The 12,172-nt window shown below is 73.5% G+C and carries 10 protein-coding genes; 3 read left to right on the top strand and 7 right to left on the bottom strand.

Going from position 1 to position 12,172, the window contains the following annotated elements; translation table 11 throughout:
• The first annotated feature begins 78 nt into the window (after positions 1 to 78).
• On the top strand, positions 79 to 1,899 hold the full coding sequence (locus tag CLV52_RS09580; RefSeq protein ID WP_246018059.1) for an AMP-dependent synthetase/ligase: 1,821 nt from the start codon (positions 79 to 81) through the stop codon (positions 1,897 to 1,899).
• Between the two features lie 87 nt (positions 1,900 to 1,986).
• Here CLV52_RS09580 and CLV52_RS09575 read toward each other — a convergent pair whose 3' ends face one another.
• From CLV52_RS09575 to CLV52_RS09565, 3 genes are all read right to left on the bottom strand, one after another.
• Positions 1,987 to 2,481, bottom strand: coding sequence for a peptide deformylase (locus tag CLV52_RS09575; RefSeq protein WP_133766131.1), 495 nt, complete (start codon positions 2,479 to 2,481; stop codon positions 1,987 to 1,989).
• The gene (locus CLV52_RS09570) at positions 2,478 to 4,043 is read right to left on the bottom strand and encodes a MinD/ParA family ATP-binding protein (protein ID WP_246018058.1); all 1,566 of its coding nucleotides are present in this window, start codon (positions 4,041 to 4,043) and stop codon (positions 2,478 to 2,480) included. The genes CLV52_RS09575 and CLV52_RS09570 overlap by 4 nt, the downstream gene beginning before the upstream one ends.
• A gap of 247 nt (positions 4,044 to 4,290) precedes the next feature.
• Complete coding sequence (locus CLV52_RS09565; RefSeq protein ID WP_133766130.1) at positions 4,291 to 7,689, bottom strand: pyruvate carboxylase; 3,399 nt, start codon at positions 7,687 to 7,689, stop codon at positions 4,291 to 4,293.
• A 71-nt stretch (positions 7,690 to 7,760) separates the two neighbouring features.
• On the opposite strand from CLV52_RS09565, the gene CLV52_RS09560 reads away from it, so the two are divergent.
• Positions 7,761 to 8,597: a ParA family protein gene (locus tag CLV52_RS09560; protein ID WP_133766129.1), complete on the top strand. Its 837-nt coding sequence runs from the start codon at positions 7,761 to 7,763 to the stop codon at positions 8,595 to 8,597.
• 208 nt (positions 8,598 to 8,805) lie between these two features.
• Here the strand turns inward: CLV52_RS09560 and CLV52_RS09555 are convergent, their stop codons facing one another.
• From CLV52_RS09555 to CLV52_RS09545, 3 genes are all read right to left on the bottom strand, one after another.
• On the bottom strand, positions 8,806 to 9,288 hold the full coding sequence (locus CLV52_RS09555) for a MerR family transcriptional regulator (RefSeq protein WP_211342689.1): 483 nt from the start codon (positions 9,286 to 9,288) through the stop codon (positions 8,806 to 8,808).
• 204 nt (positions 9,289 to 9,492) lie between these two features.
• On the bottom strand, positions 9,493 to 10,194 hold the full coding sequence (ftsR, locus tag CLV52_RS09550) for a transcriptional regulator FtsR (protein WP_133766127.1): 702 nt from the start codon (positions 10,192 to 10,194) through the stop codon (positions 9,493 to 9,495).
• Positions 10,191 to 10,670, bottom strand: a complete 480-nt coding sequence (locus tag CLV52_RS09545; RefSeq protein ID WP_133766126.1) for an FHA domain-containing protein — start codon at positions 10,668 to 10,670, stop codon at positions 10,191 to 10,193. Before CLV52_RS09545 ends, ftsR begins: the two co-directional genes overlap by 4 nt.
• A gap of 110 nt (positions 10,671 to 10,780) precedes the next feature.
• Between CLV52_RS09545 and CLV52_RS09540 the strand changes: the two genes are divergently transcribed.
• Complete coding sequence (locus CLV52_RS09540; RefSeq protein WP_133766125.1) at positions 10,781 to 11,224, top strand: hypothetical protein; 444 nt, start codon at positions 10,781 to 10,783, stop codon at positions 11,222 to 11,224.
• A 28-nt stretch (positions 11,225 to 11,252) separates the two neighbouring features.
• On the opposite strand, the gene CLV52_RS09535 is transcribed toward CLV52_RS09540, so the two are convergent.
• A complete protein-coding gene (locus tag CLV52_RS09535) occupies positions 11,253 to 12,137 on the bottom strand; it encodes an NUDIX domain-containing protein (RefSeq protein WP_133766124.1) in 885 nt (294 codons plus the stop codon).
• Positions 12,138 to 12,172 lie beyond the last annotated feature (35 nt).

The raw sequence follows: 12,172 nt of genomic DNA, 5'->3' as shown, positions 1-12,172 counted from the left end.
ACCGCCCGGCCGCCGGCCGCTGCGCTCCCGGGCGGGCGCGCCGGATACCATCGGTGCACCCAGGCGAAGGAGCTTCGAGTGCAGCAGACCGAGACGCGGATCGTCACGGAGCCCGAACCGGCGCTGAACGTGGCGGACCTCCTCGCGCAGCGGGCCTCCCGCACCCCGGACCTGGTCCTCTTCCAGGTGCCGGACGGCGATGCCTGGCGGCCCGTGACCGCCGCGCAGTTCCGGGAGCGCGTCGTCGCCGTCGCCAAGGGCCTGATCGCGTCGGGGATCGAGCCCGGGGACCGGATCGGCCTCCTCTCGTCCACGCGGTACGAATGGTCGGTCGTCGACTTCGCCGCCTGGTACGCGGGTGCGCTCGTCGTGCCCGTCTACGAGACGAGCAGCCCCCACCAGGTGAAGCACATCCTCGAGGACTCGGAGGCCTCGGCGATGATCGTGGAGACCGCCGAGCACTTCGCCCGCGTCGACGAGGTCCGCGCGGACCTGCCGAACGTCCACTCCGTGTGGCAGCTGCACCTCGACGGCCTCGACAAGCTCGTCGTGGCGGGCCGGGACGTCGCGGACGAGGAGGTCGAGCGGCGCAGGCAGCTCGCCGTCGAGTCCGACGTCGCGACGATCATCTACACCGCCGGTACGACGGGCCGGCCGAAGGGCGTCGTCCTCACCCACGGCAACTTCGTCGAGCTGACGCGGAACACGACGCTCGAGATCCCGCAGATCGTGAACGAGCGGGCCTCCACCCTGCTGTTCGTGACCCTGGCGCACGTGTTCGCGCGCTTCATCTCCGTGCTCGCCGTCCACGGCGGCGTCCGCGTCGGGCACCAGGCCGACACGACGCGGCTCGTCCCGGCGCTCGGGTCCTTCAAGCCGACGTTCCTGCTCGCCGTGCCGCGGGTGTTCGAGAAGGTCTACAACTCGGCCGAGCAGACCGCCGAGGCCGGCGGTCGCGGCGGCGCGTTCCGCTGGGCCGTCGACACGGGCGTCCGGTGGTCGGAGGCGAAGGTCGCCGGCCACGTGCCCCTCGGGCTCGCGCTGCAGTACCGCGCCGCCGACGTGCTCGTGTTCCGGAAGCTGCGCGCCGTGCTCGGCGGGAACTGCCGATGGGCCGTGTCGGGGTCCGCGCCGCTCGGCAAGCGGCTGAACCACTTCTACCGGGCGCTCGGCGTGACCATCCTCGAGGGCTACGGGCTCACGGAGACGACCGCGCCGATCACCGTGAACCGCCCCTGGGCCGCGAAGGTCGGCACCGTCGGTCCGCCGCTGCCCGGGTCCGCGGTCCGGATCGCCGCGGACGGCGAGATCGAGGTGCGCGGCATCGGCGTCTTCGAGCGGTACCACCACGCGGAGCAGGCGACGGCGGAGGCGTTCCACGACGGCTGGTTCCGCACGGGCGACATCGGCGGCCTGGACGAGGACGGCCACCTCATGATCACCGGGCGGAAGAAGGAGATCATCGTCACCGCCGGCGGCAAGAACGTCTCCCCCGCCGAGCTCGAGGACCCGATCCGCGCCGATCCGATCGTCAGCCAGGTGGTCGTCGTCGGCGACCAGCGCCCGTTCATCGCCGCGCTCGTCACGCTCGACGCCGAGATGCTGCCGAAGTGGCTGAAGAACAAGGGCGAGGACGCCTCCACCTCCGTCGCGGACGCCGCGAAGCTGCCCGTCGTCCGCGAGGAGATCCAGCGGGCGATCGACGAGGCGAACACGCACGTGTCGCGCGCCGAGGGCGTCCGCGCCTTCCGCGTCCTCGCCGACGACTTCACGGAGGACTCCGGCGAGCTCACGCCGAAGCTCTCGATCAAGCGCCACGTCATCCTCGAGAAGCGCGCCGGGGAGATCGACGACCTCTACGCCGAGGCGAAGAAGGAGCACTCGGCGAACGCGCACTGAGCGCTCATGCTGGCGGGGCTCCCCGCTGCTGATCCGACGGAGCGCACCGCCGGATCAGCAGCGGACGGCCCCGTCAGCGCGCAGTGCTCAGCGGAACCAGGGCGCCGTGCGGACCTCCGCCATCGCCTCCCGGCGGACGTCCCGCTCGAGGCGGGTCAGGTAGAGGCGGCCGTCGAGGTGGTCCTGCTCGTGCTGCAGCGCCTCGGCCAGCACGCCCTCGCCGACGACCTCCACGACGGAGCCGTCGAGCTGCCGGCCCGTGCTCCGCGCCCACGGCCACCGCTTCGTCGGGAAGACCAGGTCGGGCACCGAGAGGCAGCCCTCGTCGAAGTCGACGGGTTCGCCGCGCACCTCCACGAGCTCCGGATCGAGGAGGTAACCGATCCGCCCGTCGACGTTGTACGCGAACGCGCGCAGCGCGACACCGATCTGATTCGCCGCCACCCCCGCGCGGCCGGGCACCTGGACGGTGTCGAGCAGGTCCTCCACGAGCGCCGCCAACGCCGGTCCCGGATCGCCGACCGGCTCGCAGACGGTCCGGAGGACCGGGTCGCCGAAGAGGCGGATGTCCCGGACGGTCACCCGTCGCGGCGGGAGGGCAGCCCGTCGGCGACCAGCGCCGCCAGCGTGCGCGCCGCGTCCTTCGTCGTCTGCTTCAGGTTCTTGTAGTCGACGACCGAGCCCGCGGCGAGCTGCGGGTCGTACGGGATGCGGACGATGTCGCGGACGCGGGACGCGAAGTGCGCCTCGATCTCGTCGAGCTTCACGAGCGACGTGCCGTGCGTGGCCGTGTTGATCGCGACGACCGCATTGCGCACCAGGTCGCCGTACCCGTTCGCCTCGAGCCAGGTGAGGGTCTCGGAGGCGAGCCGGGACTCGTCCACGCTGCCGCCCGACACGATCACGATCGAGTCCGCCCGCTGCAGCGTCGCGCGCATGACCGAGTGGACGATGCCCGTGCCGCAGTCGGTGAGGGCGATCGAGTAGAAGCGGGCGGCGAGGTCGGCGACGACGTTGTAGTCGTTCTCGTCGAACGCCTCCGACAGCAGCGGGTCGGTGTCCGACGCGAGGATGTCGAGCCGCGTCTCGTCCCGCGACACGAGCGTCGAGAAGTCCGTGAAGCCGCCGATCGCGTTCGCCCGGGTGACGACGTCGCGCACGGTGGCGCGGGTCTGCTTCGTGACGCGCTCCGACAGCGTGCCGCGGTCCGGGTTCGCGTCGATCGCGATGACGCGGTCCTCGCGCAGCGTCGCCATCGTCATCCCGAGCAGGGTGGTGACCGTCGTCTTGCCGACGCCGCCCTTGCGCGTGAGCACCGGGACGAAGCGGGTGCCGCCCTCGAACGGCTTCGTGATGCGCGCGATCTCGTCCTTCGCGATCCGCACGTCGGCGGAGTCGCCGAGGTTGAGGCGGTGGAGGGTCGCGGCGTAGACGAACCTGTTCCAGGCGCCGGTCGGCTTCTCGCGGACGCGGCCGCCGTTCTCGATGAGCCGGTCGGGGGTGAGCATCGCGGCCGACTCCGGCTCGCCCGCGACCGGGGCGGTGCCGGTGCGGCGCTCGCGACGGGTCGCGGTGCCTGCGCCGTCGAGGCGCGGGAACTCACCGGTCGAACCGGGCAGGTGGCCGCCCAGCGGGCCGGGCGGCGACACCGGCGCGCCGAGCAGCGCGTCGTAGGCGCTGCCGGTGCGGCGGGGCGCGGGCATCGAGCCGGTCGGGCGCGACATGGACCCGGTCGTCCGGGAGAGCGAGCCGGTCGTGAGCGACGAGCGCGGGGTCGGGCCCGTGACAAGCGAGCCGAGCGACCCCGTCGTCAGCGACCGCACGTCGGGCACGTCCCCCGTGTCACCGGGCATGATCTCGACGCTCGACGTCGCGGCGGCGAGGGATCCGGGGTCGACGGCCACGTCGTCGATCGCGACGGCGGCCTCGTCCTCCGGGACCTCCGACTTCGGCAGGGGCGGGAGGTCGATCTCGATCGACGGGTGCGGCTGCGGGAAGCGCGGGATCGAGGAGAGGTCGACCCCGGCGGCGCGCGTCACGAGGGCCACCTGCACCGGGCCGTCGCGGAATCCGGCGTCCTCGTCCAGGTGGGTGCCGCCCTGAAGACCGCCGGCGGCATCCGGCTTCGTGCGCTTGTTGGCCACGGCTTCCACTTCCTCGAGCGGGTCGATGCTTCGACTGTAACTTGAGACTTCTCCGACCCCCGGAAGCGGCACGGCGCGGCGGCCGAGGCCCCGAACTGGGGGCGTGTCCCGAGGGTTCCGGGGGCGTGCGCGTGGGTCGCGCGCCTCCCAGTGTGCACCCTGTCCCCCGCGGACCGCGTGCGATCGACGCCCCGGGGACCCGGCGACCGGGCCCGCGACGCCCCTGAGCGGCGGGGACGGAGGCGGGCTACTCGACGACGACCAGCAGGTCCTGCGCCTCGACCTGCGCGGTGCCGTGCACCGCGAGCCGGCGGACGACGCCCGCGACGGGCGTCGTGATCGCCGCCTCCATCTTCATCGCCTCGATCGTCGCGATCGTGTCGCCGACCGCCACCGCCGCCCCCTGCTGCACCTTGAGCGTGACGACGCCCGCGAAGGGCGCGGCGACCTGCCCGGCCCTGTTCGGGTCCGCCTTCTCCGCCGACGCGGTGGTCACGGCGATGCTCCGGTCGCGCACGTAGACCGGCCGCAGCTGGCCGTTCAGCGTGGTCATCACCGTGCGGACGCCCTTCTCGTCGGGCTCGCCGATCGCCTCCAGCCCGATGAACAGCTCGACGCCGCGCTGGATGGCGACGGCGTGCTCGGCGCCGGGCCGCAGCCCGTAGAGGTAGTCCGCGGTGTCGAGCACGGAGAGGTCGCCGAACAGGTCGTGCAGCTCCCCGAACTGCTTCGTCGGCCCGGGGAAGAGGAGGCGGTTGAGCGCGGCCCGCCGCGTGGCGGCATCGGCCCCGAGCGCCTCCCGGTCGGCGGCGGTGAGCTCCGTGGTCCCGACGCGCACGGTGCGGCCCGCGAGCACCTTCGAGCGGAACGGCTCGGGCCAGCCGCCGGGCAGGTCGCCGAGCTCCCCGGCCATGAAGCCGACGACCGACTCCGGGATGTCGTACCGCTCCGGGTGCTCGGCGAAGTCGTGCGGGTCGGCGTCGGTGGCCGCGAGCTGGAGCGCGAGGTCGCCGACGACCTTGGACGAGGGCGTCACCTTCGGGATGCGCCCGAGGATGTCGTTGCTCGCCGCGTACAGGTCCTCGATGGTCTCGAAGCGGTCGGCGAGCCCGAGCGCGATCGCCTGCTGCCGGAGGTTCGACAGCTGGCCGCCGGGGATCTCGTGCCGGTAGACCCGACCGGTGGGGCCGGGCAGCCCGGACTCGAACGGCCGGTAGAGCGCCCGGACGGCCTCCCAGTACGGCTCGAGGTCGGTCACCGCGGCGAGCGGGATGCCGGTGTCGCGCTCCGTGTGCGCGAGGGCGGCGACCAGGGCCGAGAAGGAGGGCTGACTCGTCGTGCCCGCCATCGGGGCGGAGGCGACGTCGACGGCGTCCGCGCCGGCGTCGCTGGCGGCGAGCAGCGTGGCGAGCTGCCCGCCCGCGGTGTCGTGGGTGTGGACGTGCACCGGCAGGTCGAACTCGCGCCGGAACGCCTCGACGAGCTTCGCCGCGGCCCGCGGCCGGAGGAGGCCCGCCATGTCCTTGACCGCGAGCACGTGCGCACCGGCGGCGACCATGCGCTCCGCGAGACGGAGGTAGTAGTCGAGCGTGTAGAGCGTCTCGGCCGGGTCGAGCAGATCGGCCGTGTAGCAGACGGCCGTCTCGGCGACCGCGGTGCCCGTCGCGAGCACGGCGTCGACGGCGGGTCGGATCTGCTCGACGTCGTTCAGGGCGTCGAAGATGCGGAAGACGTCCACCCCGGTCGCGGCCGCCTCCGCGACGAAGGCGTCGGTCACCGCGGTCAGGTACGGCGTGTAGCCGACGGTGTTGCGGCCGCGGAGCAGCATCTGGATCGCGACGTTCGGGATCGCCTCCCGCAGCGCGGCGAGGCGCTCCCACGGGTCCTCCCCGAGGAAGCGGAGGGCGACGTCGTACGTCGCGCCGCCCCACGCCTCGACGCTGAGCAGCTGGGGCGTGAGCCGTGCGAGCGCGGGGCCGGCGGCGACCAGGTCGCGCGTGCGGACCCGCGTCGCCAGCAGCGACTGGTGGGCGTCCCGGAACGTCGTCTCGGTCACCGCGAGGGCGGTCTGCTCCCGCAGCGCCTTCGCCCAGCCCGCGGGGCCGAGCGCGTCGAGCCGCTGCTTCGATCCGGCGGGCGCCGGCGTCGCCGGGTCGACGGCGGGCAGCTTGTCCGCGGGCCGCGGCCCCGGGGGCATCGGGCCGTTCGGCTGGTTCACCCTGACGTCCGCGAGCCAGTTCAGGATCTTCGTCGCCCGGTCGCGGCTGGGACGCTGCCGCACGAGGTGCGGGCGCTCCTCGATGAACCCGGTCGAGAGGTCCCCGGCGACGAACGCCGGGTCGTCGAGCAGCGCCTGGAGGAACGGGATGTTCGTCGCGACGCCGCGGATCCGGAACTCGGCCAGCGCGCGCTTCTCCCGCGCCACCGCCGCGGCGAAGTCCCGTCCGCGGCAGGTGAGCTTCGCGAGCATCGAGTCGAAGTGCGGGCTGATCTGCGCGCCGGGGTTGATGGTGCCGCCGTCGAGTCGGACGCCCGCGCCGCCGGGCGACCGGTACGTCGTGATCCGGCCGGTGTCCGGGCGGAAGCCCTGCGTCGGGTCCTCCGTCGTGATGCGGCACTGCAGCGCGGCGCCGCGGATCTGCAGGCCCTCCTGCGTCAGCCCGAGGTCGGCCATCGTCTCGCCGGCCGCGATGCGCATCTGCGAGCCGACGAGGTCGACGTCGGTGATCTCCTCCGTGACCGTGTGCTCGACCTGGATCCGGGGGTTCATCTCGATGAACACGTGCTCGCCCGCCCGCTCCCCCGCCGTGTCGACGAGGAACTCGACCGTCCCGGCGTTCACGTACCCGATCGATCGGGCGAACGCGACGGCGTCGCGGTACAGGGCGTCGCGGATCGACTGGTCGAGGTTCGGCGCCGGCGCGATCTCCACGACCTTCTGGTGGCGGCGCTGCACGGAGCAGTCGCGTTCGAACAGGTGGAGGGTCGTCCCGGCGCCGTCGGCGAGGATCTGCACCTCGATGTGCCGGGGCCGCAGCACCGCCTGCTCGAGGAACATCGTCGGGTCGCCGAACGCGCTGTCCGCCTCCCGCATCGCGGCCTCGAGGGCCTCCCGCAGCTCCGCCTTCGTCTCGACACGCCGCATCCCGCGGCCGCCGCCGCCCGCGACCGCCTTCGCGAAGACCGGGAAGCCGATCGCGTCGGCTGCATCGAGCAGCTCGTCGAGGTCCCTGCTCGGCCTCGACGACTTCAGGACCGGCACACCGGCGGCGATCGCCTGCTCCTTCGCCGTCACCTTGTTGCCGGCGCTCCGCAGCACGCGGGCGGGCGGCCCGATGAAGGCGATGCCCTCGCGCTCGCACGCCTCCGCGAGCTCCGGGTTCTCGGACAGGAACCCGTAGCCCGGGTAGACCGCGTCCGCGCCCGCGAGCTTCGCGACCCGGATGATCTCCGCGACGTCGAGGTAGGCGCGGACCGGGTGGCCGGGCTCCCCGATCTGGTACGACTCGTCGGCCTTCTGCCGGTGCAGCGACTCGCGGTCCTCGTACGGGAAGACGGCGACGGTGCGGGCGCCGAGCTCGTACGCCGCGCGGAAGGCCCTGATCGCGATCTCGCCCCGGTTCGCGACCAGGATCTTCTGGAACATCGCCGTTCTCCCTGCGTCATGGGCGCGGCGCTTCCCCGGCCCGTGGGGGCATCCCGGCTAACCTACTGGTCGTGCATGTGCTGAGCGTCTCCTCGCTGAAGGGCGGGGTCGGGAAGACCACGGTGACGCTCGGACTCGCCTCCGCGGCGTTCGCCCGGGGCGTCTCGACGCTCGTGGTCGACCTCGACCCGCAGGCCGACGTCTCGACCGGCATGGACGTGCCGGTCGCGGCCGTCAACGTCGCCGACGTGCTCGCGAGCCCGAAGGAGAAGGTGGTCCGCGCGGCCATCACGCCGTCGGGCTGGACGCGCGGCCGAGGCGGGGTCGTCGACGTCATGGTCGGCTCGCCCGCCGCCATCAACTTCGACGGGCCGCACCCGTCCGTCCGGGACATCTGGAAGCTCGAGGAGGCGCTCGCGCACGTCGAGGCCGAGTACGAGCTGGTCCTCGTCGACTGCGCCCCGTCGTTGAACGCGCTCACCCGCACCGCGTGGGCCGCGTCCGACCGGGTCTCCGTCGTCACCGAGCCCGGGCTGTTCTCCGTCGCGGCCGCCGACCGCGCGCTGCGGGCGATCGAGGAGATCCGCCGCGGTCTCTCCCCGCGGCTGCAGCCGCTCGGGATCATCGTCAACCGCGCCCGCATGCAGAGCCTCGAGCACCAGTTCCGCATCAAGGAGCTGCGCGACATGTTCGGGCCGCTCGTGCTCAGCCCGCAGCTGCCGGAGCGCACCTCGCTGCAGCAGGCGCAGGGCGCCGCCAAGCCGCTCCACGTGTGGCCCGGCGAGAGCGCGCAGGAGCTCGCGCGGATGTTCGATCAGCTCCTCGAGCGCGTGCTGCGCACCGGACGCGTCGGCGAGTTCGCCACGTCCGAGATCCCGACGCAGCTGCCGGCCGGCCGCTCGGCCTGAGCCGCCTCGGCCTCGAGCCGCGCGCGCACTCCGACAGGCCGGACGAGCAGCCCGACAGGCCGGATGCACTTCCGCAGGCCGAGATCGACCTCCGCAGCCTGCGGAACAGAGATCAGCCTGCCGACGTGCTCACCATGCCGTGCTCGAAGCCGGTGCGGGCGCACCGAAGGCCCGGAGCGGTATCGCCCCGGGCCCTCGTGCGAAGTTCCTAGCCCGCGCGCTTGGCGCGGCGGAGGGAGAGCTCGTCCATCGGGTCCGCCTGCTCGGACTCGAGCTGCACGAGGTCCGACTGCACGTCGGTGAGCACCTTGCTCACCGCGATGCCGAAGACGCCCTGACCGCGCTGGAGGACGTCGAAGACCTCCTCCTTGGACGTGCACAGGTACACGCTCGCGCCGTCCGACATCAGCGTGGTCTGCGCAAGATCCGTGATCCCCCAATCACGGAGCTGCTCGACCGCCGTGCGGATCTGCTGCAGCGAGATGCCGGTGTCCAGCAGCCGTTTGACGAGCTTGAGCACCAGGATGTCGCGGAACCCGTACAACCGCTGCGAGCCGCTGCCGGCCGCGCCGCGGATCGTCGGCTCCACGAGCCCGGTCCGGGCCCAGTAGTCGAGCTGCCGATACGTGATCCCCGCAGCGCGCGCGGCGATGACACCGCGGTACCCTGCCGAGTCGTCCAACTCCGGCATGCCGTCCGTGAACAGCAAGCCGAGGTCGTATCGGTCTTCGCTCCGATTCACCTCAGTCAATTTGGACTGCCTTCCACCCCCCACGCGGTCCCTGCGGGCAGCAGAGGCGCGTTCTTCGGGTCACGCTACAGACCGCGGGTGACCCGGGCAACGACATCCGGGTTCGGGATTCCGGCGTGTCGCGCCGATCCGCGGGCACCGGGATCAGGAGACGTGCTTCTCGAGGGTGCGTCGCACGAGCGATGCGCGGACGGCCTCGATGTCCCCGGCGAGCTCGTTCGCGCGCTCGTCCGCCCGCTGTCGGCTCGCCGCGTCGGCGCGGCGGCGGAGCGGCAGGAGGGCGTTCGCGACGAGCTCGAGCTCCCGCTCGACCGCGACCCGCATGGCGCGGAGGTGCCGCGGCTCGATGCCGGCGCTGCGCAGGTCGACGAGCGCCTTCATGGTCGCGACGTCGTCGTCCCCGTAGACGTCGACGGCCCGCATGAGCCCGGCGGCGACCGCCTCGGCGAGGAGGTCGGACGCGGCGTCGGCCTCCGCGAGCAGCTCGTCGCGCGTCCAGCGGTGCTCGGCGCCGAGGATGGTGATCGCGCCGGTCTGCGTGCCCGGCCACTCCGGGTTGCGGCCGGCGTCGAGGTCGGCCAGGTACTTCCGGATCACCTTGAGCGGCAGGTAGTGATCGCGCTGCATGAGCAGCACGAGCTTGATCCGCGCGATGTCCGACTCGGAGAAGTTGCGGTACCCGGAGGCGGTCCGCGCCGGGTGGATGAGGCCCCGGTCCTCGAGGAACCGGAGCTTCGACGGCGACAGCTCCGGGAAGTCCGGCTCGAGCTTCGCGAGCACCTGGCCGATGGAGATCGACCCGGTGGCGGTGGACGGCTCCCGACGGGCCGGAAGCGCGGTGCTCATCGCGCGGCGATCCCCGCGAGGTCGAGTCGCGACGCGTAGAAGGTGAGCCGGAACTTGCCGATCTGCACCTCGGCGCCGTCGGACAGCAGGGCCGTCTCGATCCGGACGCCGTCGAAGAACGTGCCGTTCAGGCTGCCGAGGTCCTTGACCTCGAACGCGGTGCCGTGCCGGAGGAACTGCGCGTGCCGCCGGGAGACGGTGACGTCGTCGAGGAAGATGTCCGCGGACGGATGGCGGCCCGCGGTCGTCTCGTCCTGGTCGAGGAGGAAGCGGGCACCGATGTTCGGTCCGCGGCGGACGACGAGCAGCGCCGACCCGCTCGGCAGCGCGCTGACCGCCGCCTGCTCCTCCGCGGAGGACCCGGTCAGCTCGGCGAGCCGGGATCCGAACTCGTATCCGAACGAGGCGGTCGTCTCCGGACCGCTCGACGGCTCCTCCCGTCGCCTGCGGGGGCGACCATCGCGCTCATCCGACATCCGGCGACCTCCTCATGGCGGTCCAGGGTAGCGGACCGGGAGGGCCCGCCGCCGCCCCCCGTCGCACGGCGTCCGGGGCCGCTGTCGGCGACCGCCGATACCGTTGCGCCATGTCCTGCATCCGGTTCAACACGTCCGCGCAGCGCGCGGCGATGCGGCACGACGCGGCCGCGCTCGCCGCCGGGGACCAGGCGATCCTGCACCTCTCGCCCCCGGTCACGGAGAGCAAGATCGCGCGGCTCCGGCTGCTCGCGGAGCACGGCCGGCCCTCCATCCGGCAGAGCGTCGCGTCGAACCGGCACGCGCCGCACGACCTGCTGGTCGCGCTCGCGGGCGACCGCGACGCCGGCGTGCGCGGCGAGGTGGCGAAGAACGAGGCGACGGACGCCGCCCTCGTCGCCGTGCTCAGCCACGACCGGGACGCCCGCGTCCGCTGCTGGGCAGTGCTGAACCCCCTGCTGCCGGACGAGCGCGTGCGGGAGCTGGAGTCGGACCCGGACGCGCAGGTCGCCCGTCTCGCGGGCTGGCGGATCGGCGCCGAGCAGCCGGCCTGACCGGTCGGCTCGCGGATCGACGCGACGCTCAGAGCAGGTCGAGGAGCCGCCCGGGCCCCAGCACGTCGGAGCCGACGGCCCGCACGCGCTCCGCGAGGCCGCGGTCCGCGGTGACGACCGTCACCGGGGCACCGGCGGCGGCCTCCGCCTGCGCGACGACCTCGTCGTCGCCGGAGCCGGCCGCGCGGACGACGACGAGGCCGTCCTCGTCGGCGGCGGCCCGCGCCGCGCCCTCGAGCACGGCGACCACGCGCGGCCAGCGGCGCACGACGGGCAGCGGGCCGGGCCCCGACTCCTCCGGGATCCCCACGACGGCGAGGACGGACAAGGATGCGAGCAGGCGCCCGGCGGCGCCGGCGCGGTCCTTCCACCAGCCGTCCGGCCGGCTCCCCATGACGTTCGCGACGTCGACGACCAGGACCCGGGCGGGCTCGCGGAGCGCCTCCTGCAGCCGCGGCCACGCGGCGCCGAAGCCCGGGTGCAGGTCGCGGTCGGCGACGCGGTCGGCCGGCACCCACTCGAGCGCGGTGCTCTCCCGGTCCGTGACCGCGACGGGGAGCGCGGAGGGCGCGTCGGCCGCGACCGTGGTGTAGCTCCAGACGTCGAGGTCCAGCCGGACGGCGAAGCGCGGCCGCAGCGCCGCGACCTCGATGCCGGTCTCCTCGTTCGTCTCGCGGAGCGCGCCCGCGAGCGCGGACTCCCCCACGTGCCGGGCGCCGCCGGGCAGCCCCCACGTGCCGCCGAAGTGGCTCCAGCCGACGCGGTGCTGCAGCAGGACGGCCCCGTCGGGCGCGACGACGAGCAGGCCGGCCGCACCGGCCCTGCCCCAGAAGCGGCGGCCGTCCGGCAGCTCGACCCAGCCGTCAGCCGGGTCCCGCGGGCCCGGCGGCGGTCCGGGCGGCAGGTCGGTCACGGCTCCACCGTAACGACCACGACCCCGGGGACGTC

This window comes from Amnibacterium kyonggiense (genome assembly GCF_004364555.1).
Lineage (GTDB): Bacteria > Actinomycetota > Actinomycetes > Actinomycetales > Microbacteriaceae > Amnibacterium > Amnibacterium kyonggiense.
The sequence above is the reverse complement of the archived record's forward strand: the minus strand, read 5'-3'. Positions and strand labels throughout refer to the sequence as shown.

Excerpts from the sequence above, each read along its gene's own strand:
- ftsR (WP_133766127.1), bottom strand. The coding sequence starts at position 10,194 with ATGAGCACCGCGCTTCCGGCCCGTCGGGAGCCGTCCACCGCCACCGGG.
- CLV52_RS09545 (WP_133766126.1), bottom strand. The coding sequence starts at position 10,670 with ATGTCGGATGAGCGCGATGGTCGCCCCCGCAGGCGACGGGAGGAGCCG.
- CLV52_RS09540 (WP_133766125.1), top strand. The coding sequence starts at position 10,781 with ATGTCCTGCATCCGGTTCAACACGTCCGCGCAGCGCGCGGCGATGCGG.
- CLV52_RS09565 (WP_133766130.1), bottom strand. The coding sequence starts at position 7,689 with ATGTTCCAGAAGATCCTGGTCGCGAACCGGGGCGAGATCGCGATCAGG.
- CLV52_RS09555 (WP_211342689.1), bottom strand. The coding sequence starts at position 9,288 with ATGCCGGAGTTGGACGACTCGGCAGGGTACCGCGGTGTCATCGCCGCG.